The organism is Hymenobacter roseosalivarius DSM 11622, from assembly GCF_900176135.1.
GTDB lineage: Bacteria > Bacteroidota > Bacteroidia > Cytophagales > Hymenobacteraceae > Hymenobacter > Hymenobacter roseosalivarius.
This window is the reverse complement of sequence record NZ_FWWW01000070.1, coordinates 72129-90496: the sequence shown is the minus strand read 5'-3', so window position 1 is coordinate 90496 and position 18368 is coordinate 72129. Positions and strand designations below refer to the sequence as shown.

General features: G+C 53.7%; 14 protein-coding genes, 2 pseudogenes and 1 riboswitch. Of the genes and pseudogenes, 7 read left to right on the top strand and 9 right to left on the bottom strand.

What is annotated here, in order from left to right; genetic code table 11:
* Window positions 1-19 precede the first annotated feature (19 nt).
* The 4 genes and pseudogenes from B9A24_RS11215 to dxs form a co-directional block, all read right to left on the bottom strand.
* Window positions 20-796 (bottom strand): alpha/beta fold hydrolase, encoded by a 777-nt coding sequence (locus tag B9A24_RS11215; RefSeq protein ID WP_084445741.1) that lies wholly within the window; start codon window positions 794-796, stop codon window positions 20-22.
* A gap of 140 nt (window positions 797-936) precedes the next feature.
* Window positions 937-1266 (bottom strand): T9SS type A sorting domain-containing protein, encoded by a 330-nt coding sequence (locus B9A24_RS22085; protein WP_159452033.1) that lies wholly within the window; start codon window positions 1264-1266, stop codon window positions 937-939.
* Window positions 1267-1779: 513 nt separating this feature from the next.
* Window positions 1780-2934 (bottom strand): annotated as a pseudogene (locus B9A24_RS23235) (immunoglobulin domain-containing protein); the annotation flags it as partial.
* Window positions 2935-3518: 584 nt separating this feature from the next.
* Complete coding sequence (gene dxs / locus B9A24_RS11205; RefSeq protein ID WP_084445735.1) at window positions 3519-5459, bottom strand: 1-deoxy-D-xylulose-5-phosphate synthase; 1941 nt, start codon at window positions 5457-5459, stop codon at window positions 3519-3521.
* 267 nt (window positions 5460-5726) lie between these two features.
* Between dxs and B9A24_RS11200 the strand changes: the two genes are divergently transcribed.
* Window positions 5727-6806 (top strand): lysylphosphatidylglycerol synthase transmembrane domain-containing protein, encoded by a 1080-nt coding sequence (locus B9A24_RS11200; protein ID WP_084445732.1) that lies wholly within the window; start codon window positions 5727-5729, stop codon window positions 6804-6806.
* A gap of 60 nt (window positions 6807-6866) precedes the next feature.
* On the opposite strand, the gene B9A24_RS11195 is transcribed toward B9A24_RS11200, so the two are convergent.
* A complete protein-coding gene (locus B9A24_RS11195; RefSeq protein WP_084445728.1) occupies window positions 6867-7280 on the bottom strand; it encodes a hypothetical protein in 414 nt (137 codons plus the stop codon).
* Window positions 7281-7504: 224 nt separating this feature from the next.
* On the opposite strand from B9A24_RS11195, the gene B9A24_RS11190 reads away from it, so the two are divergent.
* The 6 genes and pseudogenes from B9A24_RS11190 to B9A24_RS11160 all read left to right on the top strand — a co-directional run bounded on the left by B9A24_RS11190 (window position 7505) and on the right by B9A24_RS11160 (window position 13183).
* Window positions 7505-7807 carry a LysM peptidoglycan-binding domain-containing protein gene (locus B9A24_RS11190; RefSeq protein ID WP_084445725.1) on the top strand — a complete coding sequence of 101 codons (303 nt, stop codon included), beginning with the start codon at window positions 7505-7507 and terminating at the stop codon, window positions 7805-7807.
* 187 nt (window positions 7808-7994) lie between these two features.
* Window positions 7995-8107: riboswitch (SAM riboswitch) on the top strand.
* A 355-nt stretch (window positions 8108-8462) separates the two neighbouring features.
* Window positions 8463-9137, top strand: a pseudogene (locus tag B9A24_RS22670) (peroxiredoxin-like family protein).
* A 55-nt stretch (window positions 9138-9192) separates the two neighbouring features.
* The gene (locus tag B9A24_RS11175; protein WP_084445715.1) at window positions 9193-10578 is read left to right on the top strand and encodes an O-acetylhomoserine aminocarboxypropyltransferase/cysteine synthase family protein; all 1386 of its coding nucleotides are present in this window, start codon (window positions 9193-9195) and stop codon (window positions 10576-10578) included.
* A 322-nt stretch (window positions 10579-10900) separates the two neighbouring features.
* Entirely contained in the window at window positions 10901-11872 is a 972-nt protein-coding gene (locus tag B9A24_RS11170) for a homoserine O-acetyltransferase family protein (RefSeq protein ID WP_234997206.1), read from the top strand.
* Between the two features lie 53 nt (window positions 11873-11925).
* Entirely contained in the window at window positions 11926-12906 is a 981-nt protein-coding gene (locus tag B9A24_RS11165) for a homoserine dehydrogenase (protein WP_084445709.1), read from the top strand.
* Complete coding sequence (locus tag B9A24_RS11160; protein ID WP_084445706.1) at window positions 12881-13183, top strand: hypothetical protein; 303 nt, start codon at window positions 12881-12883, stop codon at window positions 13181-13183. The genes B9A24_RS11165 and B9A24_RS11160 overlap by 26 nt, the downstream gene beginning before the upstream one ends.
* Before the next feature lie 15 nt (window positions 13184-13198).
* Here B9A24_RS11160 and B9A24_RS11155 read toward each other — a convergent pair whose 3' ends face one another.
* The 4 genes from B9A24_RS11155 to B9A24_RS11140 all read right to left on the bottom strand — a co-directional run bounded on the left by B9A24_RS11155 (window position 13199) and on the right by B9A24_RS11140 (window position 18346).
* The gene (locus B9A24_RS11155; RefSeq protein WP_200813911.1) at window positions 13199-14572 is read right to left on the bottom strand and encodes a murein hydrolase activator EnvC family protein; all 1374 of its coding nucleotides are present in this window, start codon (window positions 14570-14572) and stop codon (window positions 13199-13201) included.
* Window positions 14556-15320 (bottom strand): lipoprotein insertase outer membrane protein LolB1, encoded by a 765-nt coding sequence (locus B9A24_RS11150; protein ID WP_084445704.1) that lies wholly within the window; start codon window positions 15318-15320, stop codon window positions 14556-14558. The genes B9A24_RS11155 and B9A24_RS11150 overlap by 17 nt, the downstream gene beginning before the upstream one ends.
* Window positions 15313-17145 (bottom strand): tetratricopeptide repeat protein, encoded by a 1833-nt coding sequence (locus tag B9A24_RS11145; RefSeq protein WP_084445701.1) that lies wholly within the window; start codon window positions 17143-17145, stop codon window positions 15313-15315. The genes B9A24_RS11150 and B9A24_RS11145 overlap by 8 nt, the downstream gene beginning before the upstream one ends.
* Window positions 17146-17335: 190 nt before the next feature.
* Window positions 17336-18346, bottom strand: a complete 1011-nt coding sequence (locus B9A24_RS11140) for a sugar phosphate nucleotidyltransferase (protein WP_084445698.1) — start codon at window positions 18344-18346, stop codon at window positions 17336-17338.
* Window positions 18347-18368: the final 22 nt, after the last annotated feature.

The following is an 18368-nucleotide window of genomic DNA, read 5'->3' as shown; positions in this document are numbered from 1 at the left end:
CCTTTCTAAATAAGCTCGGCTACTTCGCCTGTTCCCCAAAAATGCCCCCCACGAAGTCCAGCACCGCCCGGCGCGTGGCCTCGGGGCGCTCGAAGAATCCGACGTGGCCCACGCGCTCCAGAAAGAGGGCCGTACTGATGGGCGGCAGTGCTACCTGCTCCAAGGCCGCCGCTAAGGGCACAGCGGCATCTTCCTTGCCCACAATGAAGAGCACTGGAAACGTGGCTTTGCGCAGCACCGCCGTGCGGTCGGGCCGGTCGCGCATGGCTTGCAGGCCACCGACGACGCTGGCTGGGGGTGTGGCCGCCCCGATTTCCTCTAACTGCCGCCGATAGGGCAGCATGGTTTCCTCGTTGGCATCGGCGAAAAGCGGCCGGATGAAGGTTTCCATAAACTTCACGACGCCGTGGCTCTCCACGAAGCTGATATTCTTGCCACGATTAGCCTTTTTCTCGTCGGTATCGGCTTGGGCCGAGGAGTGAAACAGGCACAAGCCCGCGACCCGCGCCGGGTATTTTTCGGCAAACGCCAGCGCCACGTAGCCGCCCATGGAGTGCCCGATAAAGATGGCCTGCTGTACGCCGGCCTCATCCAGCTCATGCTTCACAAATTCGGCCAGCGCCTCCATGGAATAGTCGGCAACGGGCGGCGCATCAGCATCAGCAGCGCCGTAGCCGGGGAAGCCGGGCGTAAGGATGTAGTAGTCTGGGGGGCAATTTTGGATGAACTCGGTCCAGATGTCGCGGCTTTCGGCGAAGCCGTGCAGGAAGAGGAGGGCGGGTTGCGTATTGGGCATAGGTACGGGTACTGTGAGTGCGTGAGAAGAGTATGAATCTGCACTACGATGGTGAGGTGATGACTCTAAGTAACTGGCAACGAAAAGGCCAGAACCATATACGGTCCTGGCCTTTCTGTTGGCGCTTATGCTACTTAATTCTAGCGGTGGCTGAGCTTCATTACCTGCTGCTGACCACCTTGGCGGATAGTCAGGTAATAAACACCAGCGGACAAAGAAGCAGCTTCGGGAAGCTCGATCTCCTGGGCGCCAGCCGTGGCGGCTACCGTTTTCGTGAGCAGGGTATGGCCCAGCACATCATGAATAGTGAGCGTGGTAGTACCAGCTCCAAACGAACGATACTGTACCGTTACTTTATCCTCATAAGGATTAGGGAATACTTCGGCTTGGAAGGTATATTTTCCTGCCTTAGGCTGCACACTACGTACCGGAGAGTAATTGCTCTCACCCGTGATATCGACCTGATGCAAGCGGTAGTACAGTGTGCTAGCAGCAGTTTCATAGACACTCTCGTCAGAGAATTGATATTCGGTTTGTGAAAGCGTTGTACCTGCGCCTAGGCGCTTTCCTACTACTTGGAAAGTACTGCCGTCCACGCTACGCTCGATATCGAAGTAAGCATTATTTTTTTCCGAAGCTGTGGCCCAAGTCAGTTTAGGAGCCGAACTCGTCCAGGTTGCTACAAAGCTAATAAGCTCTACGGGGAGAGGTATATTTGGATTTATAACAGACTGAGAAGTAGCACTGCAACCCACAGAATTGGTAACTGTAACTGTATACGTAGTAGCAGTACGAGGCGAAACCGTGATAGACTGGGTAGTTTCTGACAAGGTGCTAGTCGCACTTTCCGTACTGGCTGTCCAAGCATAGGTGTTTGTAGTACCCGTAGTCCCGTCATCAGCTTTTAAGGTAACGGAAGACCTTGGTCTTATGCTGATATTGTATGGGCTAACCGTAACCGACGGGCTGGCCTTGACCGTTACCGGAACGTCCGTAGTATTGGTATTACAGGAAGTTGTAGTTATGACTCTGTAAGTGGTATTAGCCGTTGGCGCTACGGTCAGGCTCGCCGTTGTTGAAAGAATGGTACCCAAATCTGTCGTCTTATACCATCTGTAGCTAGCTGCGGTGATGTTGGAGCTGGCGGTCAGGGTGATAGAAGATCCCGAGCAAATCACAGCCGGGCTAGGCGTTACCTTATATTCTGCCGACGATGTAACCGTCACTACTACCTGACTGGTTACAACGCCACAAGGTGTAGTAGCAGTCACCGTATATGTTGTGGTGGTCGTAGGGCTAGCTATGACGGTAGCACCCGTTGGGCTGCTGAGACTGGTGCTCGGCGACCAAGTAAATGTAGCATTGGGGTTGTTTGATACTGCTGTCAAACTACTAGAGCCACCAGAGCATATCGTAGCCGCGCTAGGAGAAATAGCAACGGTAGGGGCGCCTATTGTCACCGTTACCTCTTTCGTAAATTGGCCACAATCATTAGTATTTACTACCACTTGGTAAGTAGTGGTCGCAGTAGGAGTTACCGTGATTGACTTAGTTGTAGGCAGCGAGGTTGATCCACCTTTTACGGTCCAGTTATAGGAAATACCAGTATTATCGCCGTTGTAGTTTGCCGTGAGCGTAGTAGACTGGCCACTACAAATGGTAGGCGCGCTGGGCGAAATGGTTACGTCCTTTACGGGGATGGTAAGCTGCTGAGAGCTGGTGCCGCAGTTGGTACTGGTCGTAACGGTATAAGTGGTAGTAACAAGAGGCTTTTCCGTAATGGAGCTGCTTGTCTTATTAAGCGTGACTCCATTAGCAGTCCAAGTATATACTCCGGTGGTAGAGCCCGATGCGTTCAACGTTACGTCGCTTCCAATGCAAACCCCGCTAAAATTAGGAGAGGATAAGGCGAGAGCTGGAGTAAGGGTCAGATATACATAGCTAATTGTAGTATTATTACAATTGTTTCCAGGGTATGAACCTTTACCAGCATCTGATTCAAGCCGGAATGTCGTAGTTGTAGTGAATGATAACTCCACCTCAAATTCGTTAGGGGAGGGTACTAGTCTTGTCTCAATGTTTGATACGACATCCAGGTCAGGAGTGGAACCACGAGTAATTACTCTGGACCACGTCATACGGGCGTTTGAGGTAGAACTAGCACTAAATGTGTAGGCAGCACCTGCTGTTGGACATACTGTGCCGGTATAGCCACTCTGCCCCTTATTCGTATTATCAGTGACTAATAGGCCGTTGTTGTAATACTTGGTCGTAATCTGATTACTGCATTGCGCGTATCCAGAAAAGGAGAGCAAGAGCAAACCCAAACAGCTCAAAAGAAATTTGTACAGTTTTTTCATATTGTCAGTTGTGCGGTAGTAATAGCAACTCAATTTTTTACAATATACAAATCTGAAACCAGAATATTCGTGGTAATTAATAAAACCTTATTTTATAATAATTAATCTTAATTAATTCATTAAATAGATATTTATACTTCTATAATCATAGTTTATCAAAAATAAAAATACAATCTTTCGTTTATTAAAAACATAGATTAGTTATATTTAATCCTAGTATGAGCCCTATACATAACTTAAATTATACCAGTACTTATATCTGAATCAATCACTTTACAGGAGGGCATTAACTACAGGCGCAAGCAAAGAGCCCCACCGGATATAATCCGGTGGGGCTCTTTGCTTGCGCCTACTTGGAGGAACTATACAGATAGTGATTGAAATGTAGCTTTCGCTGCTACTTTACCACTCAATTCCCGCACCGCACTCGCGATACCGGCCGCATCGAAGCCGCATTCCTTGTACAGTTCATCTTGGGTGCCGTGCTCCACTACCCGGTCAGGGATACCGAGGCGCTTGACGGGCACTGAGTAGCCATGGTCGGCGATAAACTCCAGCACGGCGGCACCGAAGCCACCTTGCAGGCAGCCATCTTCCACGGTCACAATAGCTTGGTAACGGCTAAGCACATCGGTGAGCATTTCTTCATCCAAAGGTTTGGCAAAGCGCATATCGTAGTGGCCAGCGGAGATGCCTTCAGCAGCCAGGGCAACAGTGGCTTTCATGGCGTAGTTGCCGATGTGACCGAAGCTAAGAATAGCTACGCCTTGCCCCTCGCGCACTACGCGGCCAGTACCAACGGTGATTTTCTTGAACGGCGTGCGCCACTCGGGCATAACGCCCTCGCCGCGAGGGTAGCGGATGCTGAACGGACCCATATCCGGCTGCTGGGCCGTGTACATGAGGTTGCGCAACTCCTGCTCGTTCATGGGCGCCGACACCACCATATTAGGCACGCAGCGCATATAAGCGATGTCGTAGCAACCGTGGTGAGTGGGACCGTCGGCGCCGGCAAACCCGGCCCGGTCGAGGCAGAACACGACGTTCAGGTTTTGTAAAGCTACATCGTGTACTACCTGGTCGTAGGCACGCTGCATGAAGGAGGAATAAATGTTGCAGAACGGCACCAAGCCCTGCGTAGCTAAGCCTGCGGAGAAAGTAACAGCGTGCTGCTCAGCAATGCCCACGTCGAAAGCGCGGTCGGGCATTGCCTTCATCATAATGTTCAGGGAGCAGCCCGAGGGCATCGCGGGCGTCACGCCCATCACCTTCGCGTTCTGCTCAGCCAGCTCTACAATGGTGTAACCAAATACATCCTGATACTTAAGCGGCTGCGGCTTATCGTAACTTTTCTTGTGAATCTCGCCCGTGATTTTGTCAAACAGGCCCGGAGCGTGCCACAGCGTCTGGTCTTTTTCGGCCAGCGCGTAGCCTTTGCCTTTCACCGTTACGCAGTGCAGAATTTTGGGCCCCGGAATACTTTTCAGGTCGCGCAGAATAGTGGTCAGATGCTGCACGTCGTGGCCATCCACGGGGCCGAAATAGCGGAAGTTGAGAGCCTCAAACAGGTTGCTTTGCTTGAGCAGCGTAGCCTTCATAGCCTGCTCTACCTTACGGGCAATCTGCTGGGGGTTGGGACCGAACTTGCTGAGCTTGCCCAATACATTCCACAGCTCGTCGCGCACTTTGTTGTAAGTGCGGGAAGTGGTAATGTCGGTGAGGTATTCTTTAAGCGCGCCCACGTTGGGGTCGATGCTCATGCAGTTGTCATTGAGGATAACCAGCAGATTAGACTTGGCTACCCCCGCATGGTTCAATGCCTCGAAAGCCATACCAGCCGTCATGGCCCCGTCGCCGATGACGGCGATGTGCTGGCGGTCCTGCTCGTTCTTATACTCCGAGGCTACGGCCATGCCCAGCGCGGCTCCAATGCTGGTGCTGCTGTGGCCCACGCCGAAGGCATCGTAGGGGCTCTCGTTGCGCTTAGGGAAGCCCGACATGCCGCCGTAGCGCCGGTTGGTCGGGAACTGGCCGCGGCGGCCGGTCAAGATTTTGTGGCCGTAAGCCTGATGGCCCACATCCCAGACCAATTGGTCGTAGGGAGTATTGAAGACGTAGTGCAGGGCTACGGTCAGCTCTACTACGCCCAGCGAAGCACCAAAATGCCCCCCATAAATCGAAACCGAATCAATAATGAACTGGCGCAGCTCCTGGCTTACCTGGACTAGTTGGTCCTCGCTGAGCTTCTTGAGGTCATCAGGCGAGTCAATGGCCGCCAGTAGTTCACCGGGTTCAACAATCATCTTTCAGAAAAGCAAAAAGTAAAATATAGCACAATAACCTACTACGAATCTAAAAGGTTGGAGCCGTCCAACTTTCCTGCCGAAGCTACCAGACAAAGGTACGACTTTTCGTTAGGGCCGGTTGTTGACGAAAGCTGCAAACGCCTAGCTTTCTATCAACTGATTCTATAGGGGTGAGTTAGCCTCGTCCGAGGCAATACTTACCTCGTATTTGGTAGGGGCCGCTCTCATTATTGCCTACTTTTACCCCACCACCCATCTTTTATCATGCCGCTCACCCAGGATAGTCAGGAAAAGCAACTTCTTGATAAGCTAAAACCTTCCCGCATCGTTCTGCCGGTTCTTATCGGCCTGAGCGTGGTGGGGTTTATGTTCTGGCGCAGCTACCAGCCGGGCGATTTGGCTCCTTTGGCTAATGCCAAGTTGCACTGGCTCCTTATTATGGTGGCGGTGCTGGTGGCCCGCGACTGGGGCTATATCTACCGCATTCGGCATATATCGGAAAAAGTACTGAGCTGGCGCCAAAGCCTGGACGTAATTATGATCTGGGAATTTGCCTCCTGCGTCCTTCCATCGGCGGTGGGCGGCACCTCGGTAGCGCCTTTCCTGCTTAATAAAGAAGGAATCTCTCTGGGCAAATCGCTGGCCTATGTAATGGTAACGGCCCTGCTCGACAACGTGTACTATGTAGTGACGGTGCCGCTGGTAGTATGGCTGGCGGGCGACGCGCTGTACCCGCACGAGGCCCTGCAAGGCGGCTTCGTCACGACTTTGCAGGTGGCCTTCGTGCTGAGCTACCTGATGGTAACCCTGTATTCGGCCCTGATGCTGTATGCACTCTTTATCAATCCGCAGTCGGTGAAGCGGCTGCTGGTGCGGCTGTTTTCCTTCAAAGGAATGCGGCGCTGGCGTTCCAAAGCCTATCAGCACGGCAACGAAATGGTGTGGGCGTCGGCCCAGCTTCGGGGCAACGCGGCCCGGTATTGGGTGGAGGCCTCTTTATCCACGGCCTTTGTCTGGACGGCGCGCTACCTGGTCATCGGTTGCATTATCGCCGCCTTCGTAGACATGAGCTGGGGCGAGTTCGGGCTGATTTTCAGCCGAAATCTGATCTATAAGGTGGTACTCTTGGTCGCTATCACACCCGGTGGCGCGGGCATTGCTGAGGGCGCATTTCCCACGTTTTTTGGCAAATTTATCGGCACGCCCACCATGACCAACTTTGTGGTCCTGCTGTATCGCATCGTTACTTATTACTTGTATCTGGTACTGGGGGCCATTTTTTTGCCGCGCTGGATAGCACGGGTATTTGGTCGGAACCGGGTGAAGGAAGTTATGAATTCATAAAGCATAAAAAAGCCCCCAACATTGCGCTGGGGGGCTTTTTTTAAGTAAAATAAAGCTTCGTTAGTCAGATTCCAGCATCATCTGCTCGCCGTTTACGCCGCGCAACGTGATTTTATCGTCCGTCAGGTTTACGACATCAAAGCTCATGGACGTAGTGCCACCGTCGGGAGTGAGCGTAATTTTCTTGCCGGGCTGATCGAAAGTGTACTTGCCCTGCATCGATTGCTGGGGCGACGTCATGTTGAAGTTACCATTGGCATAGAACCGCAGTTCGGTATCTTTATCAGCATCCGTTTGGGCTACCTTGTCGCCGCTGGCAGCAGTTTCTTTGTCCGTTTTCCATACTTTGCTCTCGGTACCGTAGAGCATGTTGGTTTCGCCAACTTTGTCTTTCTGGCTACAGGCTGCCGTAAATAGCGACAACAGCATCATCAGGCTGGCCAGGTAGCGGAAAGGAAGTGCAATAGTTCTCATGGAAAGTAGTCCTTAGGGTTTAAAGATGGAAAGGCGCCGCTTCAGCCAGAATGATACATTCTAACAGAGCAGTGTTGGGCTTCTTACGCGCCTTATTGGAAAGAGTTAACATCCCCTGGGGGCATTTTGAAGACCGCAACTTATTCAAGCATTGGGCGTAAGATGACTTGACAGCATGGCCGTCAGGCACATGCGCTGTTTCCTCCTCTTAATCAACCACGACTATGGGACTGTTCGATTTCCTAAGCAATAAAGGCGAAGAAAAGCCCGTTCAACCGGCCGCCACACCCAACCAGAACGCCAATACCGATTTTTTCGGCAACGCTAATCAGGCTGCTGCCAAGCCCGCTGCTGCTCAAGGCACACAATACACGGTAGTTAGTGGTGATTCGCTCTCCAAAATCGCGAAAAGCCACTACGGTGATGCCGCCAAATGGCATCAGATTTATGATGCGAATAAGGCAACAATCGGCTCCAATCCCGACCATATTGAGGTGGGCCAGGTATTAACTCTACCTCAGGCCTAACTAAAATTCACGATGAATTTTATCACAAAAAAGCCCCCTGGCGAATTGCTAGGGGGCTTTTTTGCACCTCACTGGCTGAGCTGCACGAAACAAAAAACTTTTTGACGAATTTGGCGTTCTCCATTCGATTCGTACATTTGCGGCTACCTACCCGGTACTTCTCGTTAACGACGAGATAGTTATTTCAGATTTATACAGAAGCGGCGAGAGAATAGGCTCCCTGACCCGCTGGCAACCTTCATCATGTGAAAGGTGCCAATTCCTGCCCGCCCGGTCAGTTGCCGGCGGGAGATATAAGCTCAGCGCCATGAGAAACCAAGCTTCTTCCGTACTGCTTCCCCCGCCCGCCTCAGCCGCCTCATTGCGCGCCGATTGGCCTGCGGGTTTCCGCGTTTTGGCTCCTGCCACTGGCAGCCCGTTGGCCAAGCGAATGTGCTGTTGTTGCGTGTGTTGTTGCTAATCCGGCTTCCGACTAGCTCTCCTCCTTTTCATTTCCTGTAAAAAACCGCGCCGCGGCAGATCCTAGGGTCTGCACGGGGCATCGGGTGTCCCTGGCCGGCTCACTACTGCCTGTTGTCTTGCCCCCGCCAGCCGCGCTCCGGGTCTCGCCACGGCGCCCTGTCCATTTTCTCGCAAACCAACTCTTTATACCACTATGTCATTTTTCCCGACAAACGCGGCACCTGCCCCTCTCCAGGGCGAACTTGACGCTACTGCCCAGCACCTAGCTACGGTATTGCCCCCCGCTACCAGCCACGCCATCGACGCGGGTATAGCGTCCGTACGGCAGGCCGGCCTAGCCCAACGCAGCCGGCAAGTAGGCCAGACGGCTCCCGATTTTACCCTGCCCGATGCTGCGGGCAATCCCGTCGCGCTTTCCGGCCTGCGGCGGCAGGGACCGGTGATATTAGTATTCTATCGCGGCAACTGGTGCCCTTACTGCAATGTACAGCTACGGGCTTACCAGCAGGCTTTACCTCAATTTGAGAGCTACGGCGCTAATCTGATAGCCATATCGCCCTAGAAACCTGAGCTTACCAGCCTGACCGTCGAAGAGAAAGAATTAGAATATCCCGTGCTCAGCGACGTTGGCAACGAAGTAGCCCGCCAGTACGGATTGGCCTATTCCATTGGCGAAGCCGTGTATACCACCCTGAAAGGAGTCGGAATCAACTTGGAAGAGTACAACAACGACGACAGCGGCGAGCTACCGCTCACGGCCACCTTCGTCATCAGTTCCGAGGGCGTGATTGTATGGGCAGAGACGGATGCTGACTTCAAGCGCCGACCTGATCCAACAACTATTTTTCCGGCTCTGGCTGCCCTGTAACGCCTGTTTCTTCCTTTTTAATCTTGTCCATCTCTCAACTTTATATCTCTTACCCATGCCTACTCCCACTTTGCACTTCGAGACCCTTCAATTGCACGCCGGTCAGCAGCCTGACCCCACCACTGGCTCCCGCGCAGTGCCCATTCATCAGACTACCTCCTACGTATTCAAAAATGCGGAGCACGGTGCTAATCTATTCGCTCTTAAGGAGTTCGGCAACATTTACACGCGCCTGATGAACCCCACCACCGATGTGTTTGAGCAGCGGGTCGCAGCTTTGGAAGGTGGTGTGGCGGCGCTGGCCACGGGTTCGGGTCAGGCAGCGCAGTTTCTGGCCCTGAACAACATCCTGCAAGCCGGCGACAACTTCGTGAGCACTCAGCACCTCTACGGTGGCACTTACAACCAGTTCAAGGTGGCTTTCAAGCGCTTAGGCATCGAAGCCCGCTTCGCTGACGGCGACACGCCCGAGAGTTTTGAGGCGTTGATTGACGATAAAACCAAGGCGCTCTACCTCGAAACTATTGGCAACCCCAGCTTCAGCATCCCGGATTTTGAGCGCATTGCCGCCATTGCTGACAAACATGACCTGCCCCTCATCGTGGATAATACATTTGGTGCGGGCGGCTACCTATTTCGTCCGCTGGAGCACGGCGCGCACATCGTAGTAGAATCGGCCACGAAATGGATTGGGGGCCACGGCACCAGCGTGGGCGGCGTAATTGTAGACGGCGGCAAATACGACTTCGGCAACGGTAAGTTCCCGCAGTTCACGGAGCCATCGGAAGGTTACCATGGCCTCATTTTCAACGATGTATTCGGCAAAGGTGGGTCGTTTGGCAACATTGCTTTCATTATTCGGGCGCGGGTGGAAGGTCTGCGCGACTTTGGTCCTGCCATTAGTCCCTTCAACTCTTTCCTGCTACTGCAAGGCCTCGAAACATTGTCGTTGCGCGTAGACCGGACCGTGGAAAATGCGCAAAAGCTGGCCGAATGGCTGGAGCGGCACCCTCAGGTAGAGGCCGTAAATTATCCCGGCCTGAAAAGCAGCCGCTACAATGGTCTGGCGCAGAAATACCTGAAGCGTGGGGCCGGCGGCGTACTTACATTCAGCATCAAAGGCAGTAAGGATACGGCCATCAGCTTTATTGATAACCTAAAACTAGTGAGCCACTTAGCTAATGTGGGCGATGCTAAAACGCTCATTATCCAGCCTGCCGCCACTACCCACCAGCAGCTTTCCGACCAAGAGCAACTAGCGGCTGGCGTTACGCCTACACTACTGCGCATCTCCCTAGGGCTGGAGCACATCGAAGATATCAAAGCTGACCTGCAAAACGCCTTCGACGCGGTAGCAGAAAAAGCCCCCCGGAGTCAGCAAACCGAAGGCGACACGCTACCGGAGCCGGCCATCGAGCACCCTGTAGTACTGGAAGTCTAGCTGCTGCCAGCAGAAACATAGAGCGCGGGACGTTGCAGCGGTCCGCGCTCAAATTTCCAATACAGCGGTTTTGCGGAATGACAAGGCAGAAATCAAAGATACTGCCTTGCCCAGCCTTCAATAGCTCCCACACCAACCCAGCGTTTGGGTTAGCATTAGTTGGTGTGGGAGCTATTGAGAATCTGCTTTTATAGTTACCGCCTGACGATGGGCCTCAACCTCTGGCCCCGGTTTGCTTGAGGCAATTATCAGAACAACACACTACATGCCTGATTATCAGCATTTCGTCCTTTCTGAACCGCTTCTACTCGAAAGCAGCGCTATGTTACCTCAAGCGCGGATAGCTTATCATACGTATGGTACGCTCAATGCCGCTCGCGACAATGTGGTGTGGGCGTGCCATGCGCTTACGGCCAACGCCGATGTGCTCAGCTGGTGGCCTGGCTTATTTGGCCCCAGCTGCCATTTCGATCCGGCAACTCATTTCATCGTGTGCGCCAACATAGTGGGCTCTTGCTATGGCTCCACGGGCCCACTCACGCCGTTCAACGCAGAGCCAGCGCTTTATCAGGATTTTCCGCTGCTTACGGTTCGGGATATGGTGACGGCGCACGAAGCTTTGCGGCTCCACTTAGGCTTGACTCAGATTCATACGCTGATTGGTGGCTCCCTGGGTGGACAGCAGGCACTGGAGTGGGCCATTCAGCAGCCCACCGTGTTTGAGCATCTTATCGTGCTGGCCACCAATGCGCAGCACTCGCCTTGGGGCATTGCTTTTAATGAAGCGCAGCGCTTAGCCATTTTCGCTGATCCAACCTATCACTCGGCCACGCCGACCGGAGGGCAAAATGGCTTGAAAGCGGCCCGCGCCATAGCCTTGCTCAGCTACCGCAGCTACGAGGCTTATGGCAATACCCAGCAGGAACCCGACGAAAATAAAATCACGGGTTTCCGGGCCAGCACTTACCAACAATATCAGGGAGATAAGCTGGTGGCCCGCTTTAATGCCTACACTTACGTGGCGCTGTCCAGAGCCATGGACTCGCACAATGTGGGCCGGGGCAGAGGGAGCATTGCTGCCGCATTGGGCCAGATTCGGGCTCGTACGTTGGTGCTGGGCATCACGTCTGATGTGCTGTTTCCGCCCCACGAGCAGCAGTTTCTGGCCCGCTACATCCCCGGCGCTATGTACGCCGAAATGGATTCCGGTTTCGGCCACGACGGTTTTTTGATAGAAACCGCCCAAATCACTCATTTTCTCGAACGCTTCTATGTGCAGACGTTCGCCCATTGAGGCTCTTAGCCGCTTGTTCCTGCTGTTCTATTCTTTCCGCAAGTAGCACTCCTATGATATCCGATAAAAGTCGTTTGCGCATTGGGTTGATTGGCTTTGGCTGCGTGGGGCAAGGGCTCTACGATATTCTGCAGCAGCTGCCCGAGTTTGGAGCGGTGGTGAAGCGTATTGCGGTGAAAAATCCTACCAAATCCCGCACCCTGCCCGCCGACCGCTTCGACTTTCACGCCGACGACCTGCTCACCGACCCCGATCTGGACGTGCTGGTGGAAGTAATCGACGATGCCGATGAAGCTTTTCGCTTGGTAAGCACTGCCTTGCGCAACGGGCGGCAAATCGTAACGGCCAATAAGGCGATGGTTGCGCACCACCTGCCTGAGCTGGTTGAGCTTCAGCAAGCGCACGGCGGCACCCTGCTCTACGAAGCTTCCGTTTGCGGCAGTATCCCGATTATACGCACCCTCGACAGCTACTTCGGCAGCGAGCCGCTGCATAGCGTGGGGGGCCTTTTCAATGGCTCGTCCAATTACGTGCTTTCCCGCATGACCGAAGAAGGCTCCGATTACGGCCCCGCCCTGGCCGAAGCTCAGGCCTTAGGTTTCGCCGAAACTGACCCCACGCTCGATATGGGCGCTTTCGATCCGCGTTCCAAAGCCGTCATTCTAGTCGCGCACGCGTACGGTGTGCTCCTGAACCCTGACCAGGTGCTGAATCTGGGCATCGAAAACATCACGGCTCAGGACATCCGGTTTGCAGCTGCTGGGGGGCAAAAAATTAAAGCAGTTGCCAGTTTGCAGCGGCTGGCAGATGGCCGCGTCACAGTATTTGTCACGCCGCAGCTTGTCGGCCCGGCGTCGCCTCTTTATGCCGTGGAGCGCGAGTTTAACGGCGTAGTAATCCAAGCTGCTTTTGCCGATGCGCAATTTTTGCGTGGTCGGGGTGCCGGTGGCCACCCCACCGGCTCGGCTGTGCTATCTGATTTGGCCGCTCTGCGCCACGGCTACCGCTATGCTTATCATAAGCACACTGCATAAGCACACTGCCGCCATCGTACCAACGTATACCACCGATGTGGAAGTTGAAATCTGTCTGCGCGCCACCGATGAAAAGCTCGTGGATGCGCTGGCGTTGCAGCATGTCTCAACCGACAGCGCCTCATCATACACCATCGGCTATGCCCAGTTGAGCACCTTGATTCAACTTCGTGATGAGTTGCGAGCTACAGGAACATTTGTTATGCGCACGGGTCAGGTACGCCCAGCCGCTAGGGGGCAAAAATACCAGCACACGGTGGCTGAGCTGGCAGTTTAAAACTGTTTTCTGGCGCTACTTCTGGCCCAGCCAGCTTTCGGGGTTCAGGTTGGAGCTATTGCGCCACACCTGAAACTGCAGCTCCGACGTGCCCTCCGAATTAGTGTATACCGTACCAATTGATTGCTTGGCCTGCACCCGGTCGCCCTCACTTACGCTTACGCTGCGCAGCTTAGCGTACACCGTGAAGTACTCACCGTGCTGCACCATAACGATGTTATTCATGCCCGCTATACTGGTAACGGTAAGCACTTTTCCAGCCGAAACGGCGCGCACAGCCTCCCCGGCGCTGGTTTGAATATCTACGCCACGGTTCTCCACAATCACATTTTTGAGCACCGGATGCTCGTGACGGCCAAAGTGCTGCGAAATGAATCCCCGCGCCACGGGCCACAGCATGCGGCCCCTGTTTTCGGCAAATGAAGACGAAATGCTGGCTATTTCGGGCGTGAGCGTAATGCGGTCGACGCGGGTGGCGGCTGCTTCGGCTTCCGGACTAGTGCGGGCAGTGCTACTAGGGCTGCTGCTACCGGCGGCGGCACGTTCAGCCGCTGCTTTGGCGGCTGCTTTAGCCGCTGCCACCTGGGCGGCCCGCGCTATTTCTTCGCGTACGCGCTGCGCAATCAGGTTGTCAAGCTTGCGGACGGATTCCTGGCGGTTAGCCAGCTCTTGGCGCAGGTTTTCCTCCTGACGGCTCAGCTTGGTAACCACTTGGTCCTGTTGTACCTTTAGGGTGCTTAGGTTACGATTCTCAGCCAGCTGCGTGGTGAGCAGACTGCTTTTTTCCTGCTTTTTCTCCGTCAGGCCCGTAAGCTGACGGTTGAGGCGCTGCTGCACGCTCGTAATTTGCGCCGCCTGGGTTTTGCGCACCTCCGAATACTGCCGGACGTAACGCATACGCAGCATAAGCTGGTTAAACGACTCGGCCGCGAAAAGAAACATAAGGCGGTTGTAGCTATTAGCCGTTTTGGAAGAAGCGTAAATCAACCGGGCGTACTCGCTCTTGAGCTGCTCCAGACTCTGCTGCGTTTGCTGCACCTGGTTTTCCGTCTGTCGCACATCCGACTCGATGTATTTCAGCTCCGAGGAGATGTTGCGGATAACGCCCTTCTGCACGTCCAGCTTTTCTTTGAGCGCGTTCAGCTGACCGAGAGAAGCTTCTTTCTGCTTCTGGGTCTGACTCAGAATACGGCTGGCCTCCCGAATCCGGCGTAGGTTGGCCAGCCGCTCGCGCTCCAGCTGGGCTTTCGACTTGGTAGTGCTTTTCCGGACAGGTGCTTTGCGCGTGGTCGTTTTTTTGCTGCGCTGCTGAGCCACCGACGGTGCGGCTTGCGCCAGCATCAATCCCATCAGCAGCCAGCAGAGCCAGCGCTTACTTTTTGCGTACATAGCCCGAAGGTACCGAGAACGGGAAATCCAGACGCTCGGTATCTACGTCCACGTTGCGGTAGTTAATTGCGGCCGATGACTTATTCTGACCGTTGGCCTGCTGGACCTGGAGTAAAGTGTTATGAGCAAAACTCTGGTTAGTAGGCATCAGCATACGAAAGTCAGAGTAGTTTACCAGCAAATTATTCTTGCTGGCTTCGTCGCGCACGCTAAGCTTTTGTAGTTTGCCCAGACTCATTTCTATGAGTTGCTCAATAAATAAACTGGCCTGATTGTATTGTACGCGCTGCGTAGTCCCTTCCATTGTTATCATCGGCTCTACGCCGTCAGTGGCGGGCAGGTAGTTACCCAGTAGCAATGCCTGCACCTGAGCAAAGGAAACGGGCACGTTGAGCTGGCGACTTAAATAGGCGAAATCACCGACATAGTATTCGCGCTGCAACTTGTTAAGCACCCGTACCGAATCCTGCGTGATGGACGCGCGCACGCCTTCGAACCCCGCTACCGATACCGATATCCAGATGACACTATCGCGGCGTATCCGCAGTGTCAGGTTCGCGTTGGGGAGCTTATTACCGTTCTGCTCAATCTGAGCTTTGCCTTTGGCTGAGAGAGATCGAAACTCTACGTTGTTGGCACGAACCGCACTGGTAGTCGGTGGAATAACAGTTTTAGTGGGGACAGCCTTGCGGGCACAGCTTCCCAGCGTAATAGTGACTAGGAAAAGCAAGAATAAGCGGTTACTCATACAATTTTTGGTCTTTAATCTTGCGGACGATAAACGCCGATGCGCCGCCGGCCTTCTGGGCACGTTGCCATTGTGTTAAGGCTTTTTCTTTTTCGCCCAATTGAAATAGCACGTCACCATAATGCTCTATCACTGTGGCATCGGTGGTGGTTTTAAGCGCTTTTTCCAATGCTTGACGGGCTCCCTGATAGTCCTTGAGCTTATATAAAACCCAGGCGTACGTATCAAGGTAGGTATCGTTATCAGGAAACTGCTTGACCAGCTTGCCCGACATTTCCTTCGCTTTATCCAGCTTCTCGCCTCTCAACGATAGATAATAGCTGTAATTGTTCAGCGCCTGCGCATTGTTGGCGTCAAAGCCTAACGCCGCCTCGTAGGCAGCGTCCGACTTGGCATATTCCTTTAACTCGTGGTAGGCATCGCCCAACTGCGTATCAAACTGGGACAGCAGCTCCGGATTGTCGGTAGCCAGCTTCCGGCCATATTCCAGTGACTTCACGCCTTTTATGGGTTGCTTGTCCAGAATATGCGCTACCCCGTTGTAAAACCACATGGCAGACTGGTTGGGGAATAGCTCCAAAGCCCGCTCAGTGTGGCGCAGCAGCGAGTCTGTTTGGTTCAGCTCCGCGTCAATCAGCACGACTTGCTGCCAAAGCAGGAACTTGGAATCATCAAGCCGAATGGCCTGCAAATAAGCCTCCCGCCCCGCGGCTTTATGCCCCGTGATGGTCTGCAAATCACCGGCTACTGAAAACGCTTTGGCTTCTTTTGGGTGAACCTTGGTAGTAATGGCCGCCAGGTCCAGAGCCGTTTGCTCGATGGCTGGGTTGGGCAATTGCTTGATGTAGTCGACGAGGATGCGCACCTTGTCATCGATATCGAGCGCCGGGCTGGCAAAAGCCAGCTTAATCTGTTTGGCCGACTCCACCGAGTTGCCCTGTAGACGATACACATCAGCCAGAATCATGCGGGCCTGCGGATTATCCGGGTCCTGCTTCAGGGCCTGCTCACTCAGCCGAATAGCGTCGGGCATCCGATTATTGGAAGCGTACATCTCCGCCTGCGCCAGCACGTAGCGCACTTCTTCCGGGTTGGCTTTTATCAGAGCCTCACCTTCCTGGAGGGCTTTTTCGAGGTTATTCTGCTTGAGATAGATCTGCTGCTTTTTGAAAGAAACCTCGTCCAGGGGGCCAAATTTCTTCTCCGCTTGCTCGAATGTGGTGAGCGCCTCATTCAGCTTACCCTGCGCCATGTACAGATCGGCCAGATTGAACAGGTAATAATCGGAATCCGGCACTTCCTTAATCAAACTCGTGTACACCTGCGTAGCCTTATCGAACTGCTTCTGCGACGTATACACCTGCGCCAGCAGCAAGTAGTAATAGGCATTCTGGGGGGCATATTTGACGGCTGCCTGCGCAAAGTTGGTGGCGTCTTTCAGATTGCCACTCAGCAAGTTCGTCTCGGCTATCTTGTAGTTGATGGCCGCGTTGGTGGGATTCAACGCGTAGGCTTTCAGCAGGCGCTCCAGCGCTTTGTTGTAGTCTTCCAGCAGCACATACTTCACCCCATCCACGAAGTAGGACTCGCTCATGCCCCGGTCGCGGTCCGATAAAGTAGCACCTACCCGAAGCTGGGCAGCCTCTACTTCGGCGCGCCGACTGAGCTCCTTCTTCTCCCGCCGACTAAGCTTGCGCGGCTTTTCGGGTTTCTCAGACTTTTTATTAGGCGCATCCTCTTTGGCAGGTGCAGCTTGCTGCGCCCACGCCGGAACGGCAAACAGCAGGCTGATCAGCAGAAAAACAAAGGCAGAAATACGGCTCATGGACGCAGGAGCGCGGACCAACAATCCGCTGTTCAGAGGGTACTAACTAGAGAGCTTAGAGGTAAGAACTCAGAGACAACTGCTTTGGAAACGGAAATTAATTCTCCGTTCCAAGCCCTTGCCGCTGAGTTCTCGTTTCTTACCTCTACTATCTCACTTCTCATTGCTAACGTCCGAGAGGCAAAAAACATCACACGCGCAGCGTGTTATAGTCGCCGAGGCTCAAATCATGAGGGACTCCGGTGACGGTAGCATGGTTGCCAATCATGGAATTGGTCACGTTGGTGTTCAATACCGTAGCCGATTCCTGCACAATTGAGTTAGAAACAACAGATTGGCGCACGTTGGCATTGTTGCCCAACGAGACGTGCGGGCCAACCACTGAATCCGTAATTTTCACATTATCACCAATGTACACCGGCGGAATTACGATAGAATTAGTGAGCGTGGCCGAATCAGATACCAGGTTTTCGCCCCGCTCCCGCAGATACTCCAGGTAGCGCTGGTTGGTGAAAACCGTCGCGTCTTTGTTACCACAGTCGAGCCACTCAGTTACACGGCCGGGCACGAAGGTGGTGCCCTTGTTCTTCATGTTTTCGAGGGCATTGGTAAGCTGAAACTCGCCTTTGTCCTTGATGTCGTTATCGAGCAGGAATTGAAGCTCATCACGCAGATAATCGCCATCCTGGAAGTAGTAGATGCCGATAATAGCTAAGTCTGACACAAACTCAGTGGGCTTTTCTACGAAGTCCGTAATCTGGCCCTGGTCATCCAGCTTCACTACGCCGAAGGGCTTCGGATCGTCGACGCGCTGTACCCAAATAGTGCCGGCGGCCGAGCTGTCGAGGGTAAAATCGGCCTTAAATAACGTGTCGGCAAAAGCCACCACCAGCGGTCCGCTGAGCGATTCTTTGGCGCACAGAATAGCGTGGGCCGTACCCAGGGGCTCATCCTGATAATAAATAGATCCTTTGGCCCCTACCGACTCCGCGATTTTCACTAAGCTTTTCTCTACAGTCTCGCCAAAGCGTCCGATGATAAACGCCACCTCCTCTACTTGCTCCCCACAAACTTTCGCGATATCCTCCACGAGGCGCTGCACGATAGGCTTGCCCGCAATCGGAATAAGGGGCTTAGGAACGGTGAGAGTGTGGGGGCGCATGCGCTTGCCCATGCCGGCCATCGGGACGATGATTTTCATGAAGTAGGTAGTTTGGGGTTGC